At 54.4% G+C, this 17,912-nt stretch carries 17 protein-coding genes; 10 read left to right on the top strand and 7 right to left on the bottom strand.

Annotated features, from left to right (window positions below):
* The first annotated feature begins 275 nt into the window (after window positions 1-275).
* The 4 genes from Abin_RS10340 to gltA all read left to right on the top strand — a co-directional run bounded on the left by Abin_RS10340 (window position 276) and on the right by gltA (window position 3,378).
* On the top strand, window positions 276-1,004 hold the full coding sequence (locus tag Abin_RS10340; RefSeq protein ID WP_048847036.1) for a metallophosphoesterase: 729 nt from the start codon (window positions 276-278) through the stop codon (window positions 1,002-1,004).
* A gap of 69 nt (window positions 1,005-1,073) precedes the next feature.
* Window positions 1,074-1,391: a chorismate mutase gene (locus Abin_RS10335; protein WP_048846629.1), complete on the top strand. Its 318-nt coding sequence runs from the start codon at window positions 1,074-1,076 to the stop codon at window positions 1,389-1,391.
* Window positions 1,388-1,918 carry a SixA phosphatase family protein gene (locus tag Abin_RS10330; RefSeq protein ID WP_048846628.1) on the top strand — a complete coding sequence of 177 codons (531 nt, stop codon included), beginning with the start codon at window positions 1,388-1,390 and terminating at the stop codon, window positions 1,916-1,918. Before Abin_RS10335 ends, Abin_RS10330 begins: the two co-directional genes overlap by 4 nt.
* A 149-nt stretch (window positions 1,919-2,067) precedes the next feature.
* Window positions 2,068-3,378 carry a citrate synthase gene (gltA, locus tag Abin_RS10325; RefSeq protein ID WP_048847034.1) on the top strand — a complete coding sequence of 437 codons (1,311 nt, stop codon included), beginning with the start codon at window positions 2,068-2,070 and terminating at the stop codon, window positions 3,376-3,378.
* 69 nt (window positions 3,379-3,447) lie between these two features.
* On the opposite strand, the gene Abin_RS10320 is transcribed toward gltA, so the two are convergent.
* The 3 genes from Abin_RS10320 to Abin_RS10310 all read right to left on the bottom strand — a co-directional run bounded on the left by Abin_RS10320 (window position 3,448) and on the right by Abin_RS10310 (window position 5,217).
* Entirely contained in the window at window positions 3,448-3,846 is a 399-nt protein-coding gene (locus tag Abin_RS10320; RefSeq protein WP_048846626.1) for a hypothetical protein, read from the bottom strand.
* 91 nt (window positions 3,847-3,937) lie between these two features.
* Window positions 3,938-4,177, bottom strand: coding sequence for a hypothetical protein (locus tag Abin_RS10315; RefSeq protein ID WP_048846624.1), 240 nt, complete (start codon window positions 4,175-4,177; stop codon window positions 3,938-3,940).
* Window positions 4,178-4,293: 116 nt separating this feature from the next.
* Window positions 4,294-5,217, bottom strand: coding sequence for an ELM1/GtrOC1 family putative glycosyltransferase (locus tag Abin_RS10310; RefSeq protein ID WP_158319914.1), 924 nt, complete (start codon window positions 5,215-5,217; stop codon window positions 4,294-4,296).
* Window positions 5,218-5,320: 103 nt separating this feature from the next.
* On the opposite strand from Abin_RS10310, the gene Abin_RS10305 reads away from it, so the two are divergent.
* The 3 genes from Abin_RS10305 (at window position 5,321) to Abin_RS10295 (ending at window position 8,421) form a co-directional block, all read left to right on the top strand.
* Entirely contained in the window at window positions 5,321-6,073 is a 753-nt protein-coding gene (locus Abin_RS10305) for an orotate phosphoribosyltransferase (protein WP_048846620.1), read from the top strand.
* 12 nt (window positions 6,074-6,085) lie between these two features.
* Window positions 6,086-6,937 (top strand): glutamate racemase, encoded by an 852-nt coding sequence (gene murI / locus Abin_RS10300; RefSeq protein ID WP_048846618.1) that lies wholly within the window; start codon window positions 6,086-6,088, stop codon window positions 6,935-6,937.
* A gap of 239 nt (window positions 6,938-7,176) precedes the next feature.
* Window positions 7,177-8,421 carry an MFS transporter gene (locus Abin_RS10295; protein ID WP_052948211.1) on the top strand — a complete coding sequence of 415 codons (1,245 nt, stop codon included), beginning with the start codon at window positions 7,177-7,179 and terminating at the stop codon, window positions 8,419-8,421.
* A gap of 68 nt (window positions 8,422-8,489) precedes the next feature.
* Here the strand turns inward: Abin_RS10295 and Abin_RS10290 are convergent, their stop codons facing one another.
* Window positions 8,490-9,560: a polyprenyl synthetase family protein gene (locus Abin_RS10290; protein WP_048846614.1), complete on the bottom strand. Its 1,071-nt coding sequence runs from the start codon at window positions 9,558-9,560 to the stop codon at window positions 8,490-8,492.
* A 116-nt stretch (window positions 9,561-9,676) separates the two neighbouring features.
* Here Abin_RS10290 and Abin_RS10285 point away from each other — a divergent pair, with 116 nt between their 5' ends.
* Window positions 9,677-10,483 carry a tRNA1(Val) (adenine(37)-N6)-methyltransferase gene (locus Abin_RS10285; protein ID WP_048846612.1) on the top strand — a complete coding sequence of 269 codons (807 nt, stop codon included), beginning with the start codon at window positions 9,677-9,679 and terminating at the stop codon, window positions 10,481-10,483.
* A 107-nt stretch (window positions 10,484-10,590) separates the two neighbouring features.
* On the opposite strand, the gene Abin_RS10280 is transcribed toward Abin_RS10285, so the two are convergent.
* The 3 genes from Abin_RS10280 to Abin_RS10270 all read right to left on the bottom strand — a co-directional run bounded on the left by Abin_RS10280 (window position 10,591) and on the right by Abin_RS10270 (window position 14,804).
* On the bottom strand, window positions 10,591-11,622 hold the full coding sequence (locus Abin_RS10280) for a ribonucleotide-diphosphate reductase subunit beta (protein WP_048846610.1): 1,032 nt from the start codon (window positions 11,620-11,622) through the stop codon (window positions 10,591-10,593).
* Between the two features lie 64 nt (window positions 11,623-11,686).
* A complete protein-coding gene (locus Abin_RS10275) occupies window positions 11,687-13,621 on the bottom strand; it encodes a ribonucleoside-diphosphate reductase subunit alpha (RefSeq protein ID WP_048846608.1) in 1,935 nt (644 codons plus the stop codon).
* A 184-nt stretch (window positions 13,622-13,805) separates the two neighbouring features.
* Window positions 13,806-14,804 carry a Gfo/Idh/MocA family protein gene (locus Abin_RS10270; RefSeq protein ID WP_048846606.1) on the bottom strand — a complete coding sequence of 333 codons (999 nt, stop codon included), beginning with the start codon at window positions 14,802-14,804 and terminating at the stop codon, window positions 13,806-13,808.
* A gap of 377 nt (window positions 14,805-15,181) precedes the next feature.
* On the opposite strand from Abin_RS10270, the gene secD reads away from it, so the two are divergent.
* On the top strand, window positions 15,182-16,747 hold the full coding sequence (gene secD, locus Abin_RS10265) for a protein translocase subunit SecD (protein ID WP_174766824.1): 1,566 nt from the start codon (window positions 15,182-15,184) through the stop codon (window positions 16,745-16,747).
* A gap of 12 nt (window positions 16,748-16,759) precedes the next feature.
* Entirely contained in the window at window positions 16,760-17,692 is a 933-nt protein-coding gene (gene secF / locus Abin_RS10260) for a protein translocase subunit SecF (protein ID WP_048846602.1), read from the top strand.
* Window positions 17,693-17,912: the final 220 nt, after the last annotated feature.

Below are 17,912 nucleotides of genomic sequence, written 5' to 3'. Positions count from 1 at the left end.
GTTCTTTGTTCATAGCGTTCTGAAAAAAGGCAGAACAAATATTCGGGGGAAATACACTGCACCCTGTCATCCGGCTACAGCCCTCTCTCATCCTGCCTTTTTCCCACCAACGCCATTCCGGCGCTGGGTGATGGGCTATACCTAGGCAGAAAAACTGCGCTCTGGCCTGTCACATGGTTGTGCACAAACCCCTGATGCAAAAAAATAGTCCCTTGCCCTTTCCTGTCTGGACCAGTGAAGCCTACATGGAAGGAAGGAATGGTGGACAAACGCGGATGCTCGAAGGCTTCTTCCTTGACGAAAACGTGAAAAACGCAATGCGGAAAGGACTCCGTGTTGTGGGGGATGTGCATGGGGATCTGCAGGCCTTTCGTCATGCCATCGCAACAGACCGCTTCATTATCCAACTAGGGGATCTGGTCGATTACGGGCCCGACAGCGCGGGCGTCTTACGCCTGATGATGGATGTCATGCAACGCGGGCGGGGTTTGTTTCTTATCGGTAACCATGACCGCAAACTGGGCCGTGCGTTGTTGGGGCGTAAATTACGCCCTGACCCTCCGTTAGAAGCCACACTGACCCAACTGTTCCAGCCTGAAAATACTGACGTTCTGCAAACAATCCTTCCATACCTTGAAGCAGCACCGGCATGGGTGGTGCTCGGCCGCAAGGTGTTTGTGCATGGGGCTTTTGATATACGTATGCTGATGGAGCCTCCGCCTCCGGCTCTTGGTCGGGTCACGTTCCTGCTCTCCCGCGCGCTGTTCGGGGAAACCACAAACCGCATGCAGAAAGACGGATACCCGGAACGGTGCCTTAACTGGGTCAACCATATTCCAACGGGATACACCGTCTATTGCGGGCATGATCAGCGCTCAACCAACGGCTGCCCGCTGACCATTCCAGGCCGTACGGGCGGACAAGCCATTTTTACCGATACCGGTGCCGGGAAAGGCGGCCATCTGGCGTGGCTGGACCTGCCGCCCGATTTTATGGAAGAGTAACAACGCGCCCGTAACAGGCTACAAACTACTCTAAATCCCACTGCCCCTAACCAGAGAAACAGAACCACCGTGACTGACCAGCCTTCCCCGACCGATGCCCTTCAGGATCTTCGCCGCAGCATTGACAATATTGATGCAGCCCTTGTGGCCATGCTGGCTGAACGCTTCCGGTGCACAAAGGCCGTGGGGGCGCTGAAGGCCCGTTACGGCATGCCCCCGGCAGACCCGGCCCGAGAAGCGCGGCAGATTACCCGACTGCGCACTCTGGCTGAAGACGCGCATCTTGATCCGGATTTTGCTGAAAAGTTCCTGAACTTCATTATTCATGAAGTCATTCGGCATCACGAAGCGATTGCCAAAAAATCGACTGATACTTCTGCAACATGACGCGCCGTCTGCTGCTGCTTCGGCACGCGGAAGCAGCCTCTGCCCCCGCAGGTGATTTTAGCGAGCACGCTGACCTCGCCCGCCCGCTGACAGCAGCAGGACGCACTGCCGCAATTCGCTGTGGTGACTGGCTAAGGACGCACGCACTCTCACCTGATCTTGTGCTGTGCAGCCCGGCACGCCGCACGCGGGAGACTCTTGAGGGCTTGCAGCCCTTTCTCCACACACCCTCCTTATTTCCCACGCGCTTCTGTGACGCGATTTACGAAGCTACAGTTGAGGCCTTGCTAGCGCAGATCAGATTGGCCCCTGTACAGGCTCGCACTGTACTATTGGTTGGTCACAACCCCGGAATATCCGCCCTCGCCAGCCTTATGGATAATCAGGCCGCCGTGCTTGATCAGGGATTCGCAACTGGGTCTCTTGCAGTCTTTCATATGTGGGGTTCTGACGCCGAAAATGATGCTTCAAGCTGGCAAGGCTGTGACCATCAAAGCCTGACTTTGGACACATTCTCGCGACCCTAAGCAAAAAAACCGCGGTTTTCTGCCCAATCGCGCCCCAGATAACGAGCGGTTTATCAGCGCGCTTCTTCCTGTTTCAGACGGGATCGGAGACAACAGTGACAGAGCAGACCGCAACAGGGCTGCGGTCTTATAATGCAGAAGGAAACATCATGAGCGCGTCGCAGAACGAAGGTAAGCAGGCTACTGCCACCATCTCGCTCGGGGGCAAAACTGCCGAATTCCCTGTTCTTTCCGGCACTCTGGGTCCGGACGTTGTCGATATCCGTAAACTCCCGGCTGAACTGGACGTCTTCACGTTTGACCCCGGCTACGGTGAAACCGCATCGTGCAACAGCAAGATCACCTTTATTGATGGTGACAAAGGCGTCCTTCTGCATCGGGGCTATCCTATCGCCCAACTGGCAGAACATGCGTCCTATGAAGAAGTCATTTATCTGCTTCTGAATGGCGAACTGCCCAACAAGGCTGAATTTGACAAATTCTCCCACACCCTGACCAACCACACTCTGCTGCATGAGCAGATTCGCAACTTCTTCAATGGCTTCCGTCGTGATGCGCACCCAATGGCCATTCTGTGTGGCACAGTCGGCGCGTTGTCCGCCTTCTATCCAGACGCCAGCGACATTGCCGTAGGGGCCAACCGCGACCTCGCAGCCATGCGATTGATTGCAAAAATCCCGACCATTGCGGCATGGGCGTATAAATATACGCAGGGCGAAGCGTTCATCTACCCGCGGAATGACCTGAACTACGCCGAAAACTTCCTGTCCATGATGTTTGCGCGCGTTTCAGAGCCATACAAGGTGAACCCGGTTCTGGCCCGCGCCATGAATCGTATCCTTATTCTGCACGCCGATCACGAACAGAACGCATCGACTTCAACCGTCCGTCTGGCCGGGTCTACGGGTGCAAATCCGTTTGCTTGCATTGCTGCTGGTATTGCCGCCCTGTGGGGGCCTGCTCATGGCGGTGCGAACGAAGCCGTGCTGAAAATGCTGGCATCCATTGGCAAAAAAGAAAATATTCCTGACTTCATTGCCAAGGTAAAAGACAAAACAAGCGGCGTGAAACTGATGGGCTTCGGCCATCGTGTTTATAAGAATTTCGACCCACGCGCCAAGATTATGCAGCAGACCTGCCACGAAGTTCTGACCGAACTAGGCATTAAGGATGATCCACTGCTGGATTTGGCAATCGAGCTCGAAAAAATCGCCATCAATGATGAATATTTCGTTCAGCGTAAGCTGTATCCGAATGTCGACTTCTATTCAGGCATCATCCTGAAAGCCATGGGTATCCCAACCAGCATGTTCACCGTGCTGTTTGCCGTGGCCCGCACCACCGGCTGGGTCAGCCAGTGGAAGGAAATGATTGAAGAACCGGGTCAGCGCATCAGCCGTCCCCGCCAGCTTTATCTTGGTGCCCCGGAACGTGATTTCGTCGGCATTGAAAAACGCTAAAACATACACTTACGGAGGGCGCGTCGATGCGCCCTCTATTTTTCTAATTATCGTTAAAAAACAGCTTCTTCAGATATCTGCTTCACAGAGCAACTCTTCTGTCTGCTCTGCCTGACCTTCCCGTATCATTAAAAACTGGCCAGACCAGTTACCGGGAATGGACCACGTTCCGCTTATTTCGGTACCATCTTCATTGACGGTACCCTCATACTGTACGGAATGTTGGCGGTTTCCGCCTTCATAAAGCTTCACAAACATGACAAGACTGCCGCTATGCCGTCCGCTAAGTGTGGCGAATAAAATGCTTTGCTGCGCTGTGGTCTCTGTTGCTTTTTCTGTAATGGAGCCAGAAAGCGCGCCCGATTGGTCGAGCAGTGAGGCCGTAAAAAATTCAGGCCTGAAACTACGCGGATACGTAAACTGGCCGTGCCACAAGCCAGTGAGGGATGAACGATCCTGCTGCACCATGATGGTCCCTGTTCAAACAAAAAAGCCAGACCGGATTACCCGATCTGGCCCCTGCATTTCCAGAACAGAAACTGTAACCCAGCTACCGCTTTCAGTCGCAGTCGCAGCCTTTGGTCGGCGCTTCTGATTTGCGCACAACATGATGGTCAATCCATTCAGACACCAGACGACGCGCTTCGTTCAATGATGCTTCAGGATGATGAATACGATAAAGGGTTGTGCAGGCATGAAATGCGGTGACATCTGCTGTCCCAACGTCTCGCAGTTCCTGATACGCCGTGATGACAGCTCGCTCGCATTTACGTGCGATCCGACTTAGTTCAACAGCCACAGCATCACCCTCAATTAATAATCAATCTCAACAGACCCTGATTAAACGCCTGTTTATAATCCCGCGCAAGCCAGAAAGCCCTTTTCAGCACATCACAAGTTTTTTCAGTGACATTTTTACAAGACCCATCGCGCCTTCATAACATCGGCAATCCGCCCCGCTTCATCAAGGATCGGACGCGGCCATGCGACAAAGTCATCCTCTAACAGGCGCAGATGATGGTCTTCTATCAACCGCCTGACCAGCCGCCCTCTTGCACCCCGCAAATCCTGTTCTCGCTCCATCAGAAATACCGGCACATCAACGGCACATGCTTCAACCAATGCAACCGCATTCCCACCCAGCACCACAACGGTATCGGCACAGGCCATAAATCCCAGCGTTGGGTCCTCATCAGGTTCGCCTGTGCGCCAGACCAGAATAAAAGACGCTGACAGCCCGACAATAAAAGCATCCGTTAACTCCGGGTGCGTATCTTCCCGCACGCTCAACAGCACAGAGCCGCCATATCGGTTCACCATAAGCGCCAGTTTTTTGCCTAGCAGCAATGCTTCTTCAGGCGTGCGGAATGCCCCTTCTTCCAGATTAACTGCAATACGGGGGTGCGGCAGGTGCTCCAGTCGCTCCTGCCAGGCACGCCCGGCATGCGCCAGCACATGAGGCGAAACCGCAGTCAGCGGGCCAAGTGTGGGACAGAATTTTGGCGCAACAGCAGCAGAAGACGACGCCACCACCAGATCAAACGGCAGAGACCGCAACATGGGGGCTGACCGTGTCTCCCCCTTCACGCACCACACCACAGGGCATTGCGCCCGCCGACCAGCCCGCAACGCCGCGTAACCGCCCCGCACACCAGATGTCAGAATCAGACCGGGGGCGCGCCGCCCCTCCAGATGCGAATCGAGTATCAGGTCATCCATGCTCACGCGCCGGAACAGGCAGCCAAGCCGGGAAGCCAGCACATAAGCTGGCCCCAGATCACGCCCTGATGCTTTCTCAACCACCCAGACGGGGGCCAACTGCGTTACAGACAACATCATTTTTTCATTCCAGCGCGGAAGTCTGAGATGAAGCATAGATTTTCAAGCCGCCGGAGGCTATGCCAAAGCAAATTTCAACTGCCAAAATTCAAGGAAGCGCTTCATGACGTCACCCGCAAACCTGGCCGCCCATCATTCTGGCCAGACCAGCGACTGGGACCGCGATGCTGCTCTGAGCACGGCACGCCTGCTGCTGGAAATCAAAGCCGTCAACTTCCGCCCTGAAGAACCCTACACGCTGACGTCTGGTTGGAAGTCTCCGGTTTATATTGACTGCCGCCGCATTATCTTCTTCCCGCGCGCGCGTCAGAAAATTGTTGAACTTGGCGTTGAAAAAATTGGCCGCCATGTCGGCTACGAAAGCCTGGATGCCGTTGTGGGGGGCGAAACAGCTGGGATTCCTTTCGCAGCCTGGATGGCTGACCGCATGCTGCTGCCCATGGCGTATGTACGCAAAAAGCCCAAAGGGTTTGGCCGGAACGCCCAGATTGAAGGAGACGTCCCCGAAGGCATGCGCACCCTGCTGGTTGAAGATCTGACCACAGATGGCGCATCAAAAGTACGCTTCGCCAACGCCCTACGGGATGCCGGAGCCATTGTGAACCACGCTTTTGTGGTCTTCTACTATGGTGTTTTCCCCGGTGCACAACGTACGCTGACAGAAATGAACGTGGCCCTGCACTCTCTGTGCACATGGTGGGATGTGCTGGAAGCTTGCTCCACTCGCCCTTATTTCTCAGAATCCGCAGCAGCCGAAGTACGTCGCTTCCTTGAAGACCCATGTGCCTGGTCTGCCCGCCATGGCGGCGTTGGCAGCCTTGAAGAAGCCGCTGAATTCAAGGCCAAACAGGGCTGATTTCTACCACCCATGACGATTCCCGCACACTCTGCTCCTCATCGTATTCTGGCATTTGATTCCGGAATTGGTGGGCTGGGCATTGTGCGGGCGTTACGGGCTTTAGACCCTACCCTTTCGATCGATTATCTGGCCGATACCGCCGTTTTTCCTTATGGCGAACAGGACGATACGTTCCTTGTTGAGCGTATTCTCACGCTTGTTTCGCAGGCCATTCGTCACTTGCAACCACAGGTTGTGGTGATTGCCTGTAACACGGCCAGCACCCTTGCTCTTGATACCCTTCGTGCGGCGTGGCCTGATATCCCATTTATTGGCTGTGTGCCCCCCATACGCTGGGCAGCACGCATCACAAAAACCCACGTCATTGGCCTGCTGGCAACACGCGCCACCATCCGCCGCCCCTACCTCAATCAGCTTCAGGCCCTCTACGCCCCAGACTGTAGACTGATTGCGCATGCCGCTACCGGCCTTGCTGGATGCGCAGAACGACTCTTTCGCGGTGAAACCGTGCCCGCTGAAACTGTTAAGCAGGAAATAGCTGGGCTGTTTGAGCGGGACACAGATGGGCAATTAGACACCGTCGGTCTGGGCTGCACGCATTATACCTTTGCGCTGGAGCAAATACGCGCCGTTGCCCCCCGTCATATTACGTGGCTGGACCCGGCCGAAGCCGTTGCCCGTCATACCCTGACCGTGTTGCATACTCTGTCAGACGCCCCAGCACCCCACAGCACACCACAAGCATGGTTCACCGCCACGCCGCCAGAACCTGAAGCACTCGAAAAGCATCTACCGGCGTTCGGTTTCCAGAAAATTACCCTTTGGCCCAGCGCCACTGCGACAGAACCGCAAACAGCCTGAACGCGCATTTTTTCGGATGATACTTTGCCGAAAGAGTTGCCCGTAGCCCTATCTCAATACCATCAAATCTGCCTACCTCGCCTCCAACGGCATTTCAGCGGCCGCCCTCACTGCCTCGTCATAACATCCAGACGTGACAAGGGCTGACTTGCGGGTCTAGGCTTCTCCAAACATAGTCCTAGCGACACTGGCGGTCGCTCAGCTTTTCCAAAATACAAAACAATAACAAGGATTGCCTCGTGAGCCAGTCTGTTGCCGGACGCCCCAGCCGGACGTCATCAACCGTTTTTCCTGTTCTGGGGGCTATCAGCTTCTGTCATTTCCTCAATGACACCATGCAGTCTCTGCTGCCTGCCCTCTATCCGATTCTAAAAGGCAATTTCGCGCTCGATTTTGGGCAGATCGGCTTTCTGACACTCACTTACCAAATCACGGCGTCCCTGCTGCAACCACTGGTCGGGTTGGTGAGTGATCGAAAGCCTCGCCCTTACTCCCTGCCCGTTGGCATGGCCTTTACCCTGATTGGGCTGGTTACGCTGGCTTATGCGCCTTCCTATGCCATTCTGGTCTGTGGGGCGGCTTTACTTGGTATCGGGTCTTCCATTTTCCATCCGGAATCCTCGCGCATTGCCCGCATGGCGTCAGGCGGAGCACACGGTCTTGCGCAATCCCTGTTTCAGGTCGGGGGCAATTTCGGCACGGCAATGGGTCCTCTGCTGGCCGCCTACTTCGTTGTGCCGCGTGGCCGGGAAAGTCTGGCATGGTTTGCACTCGTCGCCCTTGGCGGAATTGCGCTGCTGACTATTCTGGGCCGCTGGTATGAACAGACGCGCCGGGCACAGACAGGAACTCCGTCTCTGGCGGCTATTCATGCGCATCTTAGCCGTGCGCAAGTGGGGAAGGCCCTGTTCATTCTGATTGCACTGGTCTTTTCCAAATATTTCTATCTGGCCAGTATCACCAGCTATTACACTTTCTACCTGATGCATCATTTCGGCCTGCCTGTCCGTTCTGCCCAGACCTATCTGTTTGTTTTTCTGGCCGCAGCGGCCGCAGGCACAATCATTGGTGGTCCTGTCGGGGATAAAGTTGGCCGAAAGCTGGTAATCTGGATTTCCATTCTAGGCGTGCTGCCTTTTACCCTGATGCTGCCCTATGCGGGGCTTCACGCCACCATTGGGTTGAGCATTATTATCGGGCTTATCTTGTCCTCCGCCTTCTCCGCCATTGTGGTGTATGCACAGGAACTTATGCCCGGACGGGTGGGCACTGTGGCAGGGCTCTTTTTCGGGTTTTCTTTCGGTATGGGCGGATTAGGTGCGGCTGTTCTGGGCGAACTGGCTGACCATACCAGTATCGAATTTGTCTATCACGTCTGCGCTTACCTGCCTGCTATCGGGCTGCTGACGGCTTTTCTCCCCAATCTGCGCGATATCAAACCGAAAGCGGCAGATAAGACAGTCCCCCCATCACCTTCAGCCTGAACAAAAAAAGAGGCCAGACCTTCTGGGTCTGACCTCTCACGTCCTGTCTTACTGTTTCAAGCCAATCCTTAGCTTGCGCGGCTGGCTGAATAGCTTGCCGTTTCAATCAGCAGAGACTTGATTTCTCCATCCTCAAAAATGGAAAGGGCTTCACGTGCCTTGGCGGCATAGTCTTCAGCCTTAGCCAGCGTTGCCGCAATGGCATTGGTTTCCGCAATGCGGGCCAAGGCAGCGTCCAGATCTTCCGGGGTCTGGTCACACTCTTCAATTACGCGCCGCCAGAAGACACGGTCTTCCTCACTCCCGGCCTCATAGGCTGCCAGAATGGGCAGTGTCACCTTGCCTTCGCGGAAGTCATCACCGACTTCCTTGCCCAGCACAGCCTGATCTGCCGCGTAATCAAGCGCGTCATCCACAAGCTGAAACGCCATCCCCAGATTGGCCCCGTAAACCCGCAGAGCTTCACGCTTTTCAGGCACGGTCTCACCAATAACGGCACCAGATTCACACGCCGCTGCAAAAAGAGCCGCCGTTTTGCCGTATATGACCTGCAAATACTGATCGACCGAGGTCGAAAGATCATTCTGCGTGGTCATCTGCATCACTTCGCCTTCAGCCAACGTGGCCGAGGCAGCAGACAGAATCGCCATGACATCCAGTGACGCATCCGCCGTCAAAATCTGGAAAGCCCGCGCAAACAGGAAATCCCCAACCAGAACCGAGGCTTTGTTTCCAAAAATGGCATTGGCACTGGCCAGCCCACGCCGAAGCTGGCTGTCATCAACCACATCATCATGCAGCAATGTGGCGGTATGAATAAATTCGACACAGGCAGCAATTTCAACATGCCGCAGCTTGCCGTCCTGATTATCGTACCCACACATCCGGGCCGAAGCCAGGGTCAGTAAGGGGCGCAGGCGTTTACCCCCTGCGGCTACAAGGTGCGCAGCCAGTTGCGGAATAAGCGCAACGGGGCTTTGCATACGGTCAATAATAACCTGATTACAGGCGCGCATATCCTGCGCGAGATAATCGGCCAGGGCTTTTAAGCCCGCTTCTCCTGGCTTACTCACAGAAACACTAGATCCATCCTGGCTTGTGGCCTTGCCAGAGTCTGGCAGACTGACTGCAACATCCAAACGCTATTCCCCCAGCCATGGGATGAGTTGACGTCCAACCCATATGCGGGGCACCAGAAAAACGGTCAAGCGTCAACCGCCTCAAGACAGCCAGACACTTTCTGTTAAGGCCCGTCATGTCTCACTTTCCTCCGCTTTCTTCCGGCACTCTCATGGCCGGAAAAATTGTGTACTCACAATTCCAGACAGGCAACAGAACCGGCCTTGAACCTGTGCTCATGGCTGCTGCGGTCCCTGCCCGTCCCGGCCAGCGTGTGGCTGAAATCGGATGCGGTGCAGGCGCTGGCCTGTTGTGTCTGGCACATCGCATACCAGAACTGAACCTGTGGGGCATCGAACTGGATTCTGCCTCACTCGTCTTGGCAGAGCAAAATATGCACGCCAACGGCCATTCCGGAGTCACATTCGTAAACGCCAGCTTTCCGACCGATCTGCCTCCGGAAGTTCCGTTTGGTCAGTTCGACCACTGTTTTGCGAATCCACCCTGGCATGAAGCAGAGAGCAGCTCTTCCCCCACAGCGCGACGCGATCTGGCACGGCGTGCTTTGCCTGACACATTGAAAAGCTGGATAAAAGGAGCCAGCAGACTGCTTAGACACAAAGGTAGCCTCACCTTAGCGCTCCCGGCAGATCAACTGGCAGCAGCCTGCACAGCCCTAACCGTTGCCCGATTTGGAGACATTGCTCTCTGCCCCCTATGGCCAAAGCGTGGCCGCGCCGCGCGCCTGATGCTTGTTCAAGCCCGCTACGGCGTCAAAAACCCATCGCGCATCCTGCCCGGCCTGACGTTACATGAAGATGCCGGAGGCTTTACCCCAGAAAGCCGCCTCATTCTGAAAGACGGCAATCCGCTTGTGCTCCACCGTCAGCAGAAAACACAGCCCAACGTTCAAAAACTGGTACACCTCGAAAACCAGCCTTAGTCGTGTGGATTTTATGGCATGCTGTTTGGCGTTTTCATTATGAAAAAGGCCGCCACGTGGGACGGCCTTTTTCACAGAAAAACTGTATAATGTAATGTTTTTACAGCTTATTCGAAAATAGAAGCTTCAAAAGCTTCTTCCCATGTGCCGCTTGTAGAAGCGCGGCTATATTCGGTGGCACGATTTTCGAAGAAGTTGGTGTGCTCCACCGCATTCAGCATATCATCCAGCCATGGCAGCGGATTGTTGGTGGTGTTGTAAAGGGGTTCCAAACCAAGCTGAATCAGGCGACGATCCGCAATGAAGTGGATGTAGGTTTTAACCTGCGCCGCATCCAGCCCTTCAACCGGCCCCATTTCAAATGCCAGATCAATAAAGGCTTCTTCATGCTCCACAATGGTGGCGCAGATTTCACGCAGTTCGTTCTGAAGCTTGTCCGTCCAGATTTCCGGATTTTCATGCACAAACACCCGGAACAGACGAATAATGGACAGACAGTGCAGTGTTTCATCACGCACCGACCATGAAACAATCTGCCCCATACCCTTGAGCTTATTAAAGCGCGGGAAGTTCAGCAGAATTGCGAAGGACGCAAACAACTGAAGGCCTTCGGTGAATGCTCCAAACGCGGCCAGAGTCTTGGCGATCTCATGCTTGCTGTCCACAGAGAACGCCTGCATGTAATCGTATTTATCCTTCATTTCCTTATATTTAAGGAATGCGGAATACTCTTCCTCGGGCATGCCCAGCGTATCAAGCAGATGGCTGTAGGCTGCGATATGAATAGTTTCGATGTTGGAGAAAGCTGACAGCATCATCAGCACTTCAGTGGGTTTGAACACCCGGCTGTAATGCTTCATGTAGCAGTTGTTCACTTCAACGTCTGACTGCGTGAAGAACCGGAAAATCTGGGTTACCAGATGACGTTCCGTATCATTCAGTACACGATGCCAGTCTTTGACATCGTCAGCCAGAGGCACTTCTTCAGGCAGCCAATGCAGGCGCTGCTGCGTTAGCCATGCATCATAGGCCCACGGATAGCGGAACGGCTTATAAACAGGGTTTGCAGTCAGCAAATCAAAATGCTGTTCCTGTTCGCTGGTCCCGGCTTGCGGTGTTCCTGCCTGACTTTCGCTCATTACAGCGCCCTTCACAAAAGGAATAATCTTTAAAAAACAAATAAATGACGACTATTCCTGCCATTTACTGGCAGGAAAGACATTCATCATAGTCCGTGCTGGTAGAAGCGGCTGGGGCCGCAGCCACGCCACGCTGGGCATTTTCCGCTGCCTGCACGTCAGCCGCTGTCAGCACGTTACTGACGGTGTCTGCGCGCTGAATGGACAGAGAACGGCAGTAGTACAGAGACTTCAGCCCCTTCTTCCATGCCATGTAGTGAATCTGGTGCAGATCACGCTTATGCACATCGGCTGGCAGGAACAGATTGACTGACTGCGCCTGACAGACAAATGGCTGCCGGTCAGCCGCATGCTCAACAATCCAACGCTGATCAAGCTCAAACGCGGTCTTGAACACGTCTTTCTCATCCTGCGTCAGGAAGTCCAAAGCCTGCACACTGCCTTTGTTCAGCGTGATGTGAGACCAGACTTCATCTGTGTCTTTTCCCTTTTCCTGCAAAAGCTTCTGCAGATGACGGTTACGCACCGTGAAGGAACCAGACAATGTTTTCTGCAGGAAGACGTTTGCCGCAATCGGTTCGATGCCTGGGCTGGCGTTCCCGGCAATAATGGAAATCGACGCTGTAGGCGCAATAGCCATCTTGTTTGAAAACCGCTCATGCACGCCATATTCGGCAGCGTCCGGGCATGGGCCACGCAAGTCAGCCAGTTTACGCGAAGCCGCATCAGCCTGTGTGCGAATATGCTGGAAAATCTTTTTATTCCAGACCTTTGCCATCACACTTTCAAACGGCAGGTTTTTGGCCTGAAGGAAGGAATGGAACCCCATGACACCCATACCAACCGAACGCTCGCGCATGGCGGCATAAGCGGCCTTTTCCATTTCCTCGGGGGCGCGGTCAATAAAGTCCTGCAAGACGTTATCAAGGAAGAGCATCACGTCTTCAATGAACTGCGGATTATCTTTCCACTGATCCCACGTTTCCAGATTCAGGGACGACAGGCAGCAAACGGCAGTGCGCTGTTTGCCATGCTGGTCAATCCCGGTCGGCAAGGTAATTTCAGCACACAGATTGGACGTCTTGACTTCCAAACCGGCAAGCTTGTGGTGTTCGGGCCGTGCGTTGTTCACATGGTCTGAATACACAATGTAGGGCTCGCCCTGTTCCATACGCGCCGTCAGAATACGGATCCACAACCCGCGCGCAGACACCTTACGGATGACGGTACCGTCTTTGGGGGATAGCAGACCCCATTCTTCATCCGTTTCCACTGCCCGCATAAACGCATCTGACACCAGCACCCCATGATGCAGGTTCAATGCCTTACGGTTAGGGTCACCACCTGTCGGGCGACGGATTTCAATGAATTCTTCAATTTCCGGGTGCCAGACAGGCAGATAGACCGCAGCAGACCCACGGCGCAGAGATCCCTGACTGATCGCCAGCGTCAGGCTGTCCATCACGCGGATAAACGGAATAACGCCTGACGTTTTACCGTTACGCCCAACATTTTCGCCAATAGAGCGCAGGTTGCCCCAGTAAGAGCCAATCCCGCCGCCACGGCTGGCCAGCCAGACGTTCTCGTTCCACAGCCCCACAATGCCGTCCAGACTATCACTGGCTTCATTCAAAAAGCAGGAAATAGGCAAGCCGCGGGTCGTGCCACCGTTTGAAAGAACTGGCGTAGCAGGCATAAACCAATGCTGGCTCATATAGTCATAAATACGCTGTGCATGCGCCGCATCCGCCCCGTAGTAGGACGCAACACGACCGAACAGATCCTGATAACTTTCGTCTGGTAGCAGATAGCGGTTATCAAGCGTTGCCTTACCAAACGGCGTCAGCAAGGCATCGCGTGTGCGGTCAACCCGCACCTGATGATGCCCCGGCAACTGCACCATATCTTCCAGTTTGCCCGGTTCGAACAGGTCTGCCACCACAGATTCCCGTGACTCAGAACGGCGGCTTTCATTTTCCTGAACGTCGACCAGACTCATGGCGTCACTTGCTCCGCTTGCTAAACTGCATCTTTGAATAGGGGTGTGGGCGCCATGAAAGGCGACACCATATGTCGCGTTTCTGCGCTATCAGCGCCCCTATATCTAGTGATTTTTTTTCAATCTGAACCGAAAAAACGCTTGCATCCACATTTTTCGCAGTTTCCCGCGATCATAAAATATTTCAGTCGGCCAAAACCTTTTGGCCAACCGCAATCAGGCCCGAAGCCTCCATACGCCGGCGTGAGTCTTCAATTCCTTCTGCAACCGCCAAGGCTGCAGCCAGTGCCCGCCGCCCAGCACGTACATCCACCACAACTGGGGCACCATCCAGACACGCCGCAACAAACGCCACATGCTCGGCCTGCAAAGAATCATGGTCTTTCCAAGAGATCGCTTCCCGACGGAAGCCACCAGTACCTGGCAACGGAATGCCACGCTCCCGACCAATCATGGTCAGTTCGCGCTTTCCAAAATCGGCAGAAAGATACCCTTCCTCAGAAAACAGACGCATGCGCCGCTCAGTCTTCAAGGAAATACGGCTGGCTGTAATTGTCGCCACACATCCGTTTTCAAACCGCACACGTGCGTTGGCTATATCTTCATGGGCAGAACTGACGGCAGCGCCCAGCGCATCAACCTGTGCAATCGGGCTATCAACAATTGCCAGCACCAGATCAAGATCATGAATCATCAGGTCGAGAATGACCGACACATCCGTGCCTCTTGGCTTAAAGGGCGCAATACGTGTCGCTTCTATATAAAGGGGGCGACTGATCCGCTGCGTTATGGCCTCATGCTCAGCTGAATAACGCAACAGGTGTCCCACCTGACAGACAAGCCCCGTTTCCTCGGCCAGCGTCACCAAAAAATCTGCCTGCTCCAACGTCGCAGCGACCGGCTTTTCGACGAGAACATGCTTGCCAGCCCGCAAGGCCTGCACAGCCAATTCAAAATGAAACTCTGCAGGGGCGGCAATCACCACGGCATCACAGGCCGCAAGAAGGTCTTCAACTGATTCCATCACCGGACAACCGGCTTCCTTCGCAACATCCGCAGCGCGGCGGGGATCGGGGTCAAAAAGACCAACCAGCACCTCGCGCGGCACATCGCGCACTTTTAGGGTATGGTAACGACCAAAATGTCCGGCTCCAATCACGCCAACACGTAAGCTGTTCTGCATAACCCACCCCTTCTTGCTATGTGCCAATTCTATTCCACACAGCGGTAGCAGCCCTGAAGCCAAACCCAAAATACACGTTTATTGTTCCCGTTTTGTTTCTTTCAGCAAACCCTAATTTTTATAGCAGCCTGATTTCTTTCCGTTCAGTTTCTGTCCGTTTTCCTGCGAACGGTGGGCCTTAGGTCCCGAATCCGTAGTAAATTTTCTTACCCGTAGGATTTCGCCCTCTTTTGGCGGCTTTCTGCGCCCGATCACTGATGCAACCGTGCCACTTTTTCTAGCGGAATACCCGGTGCCTCTCTCTTAAATACGCATGGAGTGTTGCATCACACGCAAGGGAGCGGCATGGTCCCGGCGACAAAAACCGTATGTTTCAGGTGAGAATGTATTACAGCCGCCTCAAGTTGGCCTCGGTATTGGGTGTATGCCTGTTAGGTCTGTTGCTCTGCCTGCCCAACGGCTTACGTAACCCCTTCCCATCCCTTCCCTGGCGGCAGGTCCATCTGGGGCTTGATCTGCGCGGCGGGTCCTATCTGCTTATGCAGATCGACCTGAAAAGCCTGACGCATGATCGCCTGCAAACCTTGGCTGACAGCACCCGCGATGCCCTGTTGAAATCACAGCTTGGCTATCGCAACATTGTCACCAATGATGAGGCGGGCACTGTTTCTTTCTCCCCTCGTGACGCGTCAGAAGCAGATGCAGACGTGGCGGCACTTGAAAAACTACCCCGCACGGTTGCTAACGAATTTACAGTTAAAAAGCAGGATAACGGCACAATTACGCTCACGCTCTCACCTGACGCCGTCAAGGCCCGGGCGCGTGAAGCCGTAACGCAGTCAATTGAGATTGTCCGCCGTCGTATTGACGCCACAGGTGCCGTTGATCCGGAAATCACCCGTCAGGGCGATGACCGCATTGTGGTTGAACTCCCTGGCGTCAGCGATCCCGAGCGCATTAAGAATCTGCTGGGTACCACCGCTAAAATGACATTCCGTCTGGTGGATTCAAACCCAATGCATGCGACAGCCCCCCCACCGGGTGTCAGCCTGCTGCCTATGTCTAACCCGTCCGAAGGTGCACCACTGCCGGTTTATGACCATGTGGATGTCGATGGCACGGATCTGACCAACGCAGGGGCCGCCATTGATTCGCAAAGTGGTGAATGGGCTGTTTCTTTCTCCTTTGACTCTCTTGGCACCCATGCGTTCTCTACTGTTACGCAGGCCAATGTGGGCAAACGCTTTGCTATCGTCCTTGATAACAAGGTCATTGAAGCGCCTGTCATTCGCTCTCCCATCACGGGTGGAAACGGTCAGATCACAGGCGGTTTTGACGCCCAGCGTGCAACTGACCTGGCCCTGATGCTCCGTGCCGGTGCCCTGCCCGCGCCGCTAAGCGTTGTTGAACAGCGCACCATCGGCCCGTCATTGGGGGCAGATTCCATTCGTGCTGGGATGCTCAGTCTGGCCGCTGGCTTTGTCATGGTCATTCTGTTCATGGCGCTGTTCTATGGCCGCTTTGGCTGGTATGCCAACGTCGCGCTGCTGGCCAACCTTGTGCTGATGATAGCCATTCTGTCGCTTTTTGAAGCGACACTTACCCTCCCCGGTATGGCCGGCATGTTGCTGACGTTGGGTATGGCCGTCGATGCAAACATTCTGATCAATGAACGCATCCGCGAGGAAATTGCCCGCGGTCGGACGCCTCTGGCCGCCATGCAAGCTGGTTTTGAACGCGCCACCTCCACAATTGTGGATAGTAACGCCACAGCCTTGCTGGCTCACGTCATGCTGTTTGTGTTTGGCACAGGGCCGGTTCGCGGCTTCGCGCTGACAATCACCATCGGTATTGTCACAACGCTGTTCACCACCCTTCTTCTTTCCCGGTTGCTTATGGTCCGCTGGTATGCGCTTACACGCCCAACCAGCCTGCCAGTTTAAGACGAGGCGCATATGTTCGGACGTCCTCTCCTGCGTTTTGTACGCAAGGATACCCACATCAACTTCATGCGCGGTCGCTTTGCTGGCCTGATCACCTCTGCCGTGCTGTCTCTGGCCTCAATCGGGCTTTTCTTCTATCCCGGCTTGACGCTGGGGCTTGATTTCCGCGGCGGCATTGTTGTTGAAGCCAAAACATCCGGCCCGGCCGATTTCGCCAAACTCCGTACGGCCTTGGCTGCACACAACATTACACACGCTTCGATCCAGTCGTTCGGCTCCCCTGATGACGTGCTGATCCGACTGGATGCAGGGGATGGCCAGGAAACAAACAAGATTGTTGATAGCGTGCGCCACGCTGTTGACGAAGCCCAGCCCGGCACCACTGTTCTACGCGCAGACGCGGTCGGTGCTTCTGTTTCCTCAGAACTGTTCCGTAACGGTATGCTGGCCCTTGGCCTCAGCCTTGCGATGATTCTGGGCTATATCTGGTTCCGTTTCGAGTGGGAGTTTGCCCTAAGCGCCGTGATCACCCTGGTGCTCGACCTCACAAAAACCATGGGCTTTCTGGTTCTTACCGGTTTTGAGTTCGATCTGGTGATGGTTGCCGCCATCCTCACCATTCTGGGTTACTCAACAAACGATAAAGTGGTCGTGTATGACCGCGTGCGTGAAAACCTGCGCAAATACCGAACCATGCCCCTGCGCGAACTGATCGACCTCTCCATCAACGAGACCCTCAACCGCACATTGGGCACGTCATCAACGGTCTTTCTGGCCGCCCTCCCCCTAGCCCTCTTTGGCGGCAGTACCCTCTCTGGTTTCGCTTGGACCATGCTGTTTGGGATTGTCGTGGGAACGTCATCCTCGATCTTCATCGCTGCGCCGCTACTGCTGTTTATGGGAGAAGGGCGGTTGAATCGGAATGAGGAAACAAATAACAAATAATTTTAACGTTCACACACCCGAAATCATCACAATACTAGGGCGTGTCGTCAGTTAAACGGGAGGATTATGAGGCTTATAATCCCGTTTGATCTGTGATATTTTTCTCCTGTTTTTAGGGCAGAGTGTGAAGCGGCGGTATGGTCTGAGCGACAGCCAGTAGAAGTAGATAAAGGATTTTGAGTATCTGTTGGTGATTCCGTATCCTCTAATATTGATTGAG

Source organism: Acetobacter indonesiensis (assembly GCF_000963945.1).
In the GTDB taxonomy this organism is placed as follows: Bacteria; Pseudomonadota; Alphaproteobacteria; order Acetobacterales; family Acetobacteraceae; genus Acetobacter; species Acetobacter indonesiensis.
Note: the sequence above shows the minus strand (reverse complement) of the source record. Positions and strands in the feature narration are given on the sequence as shown.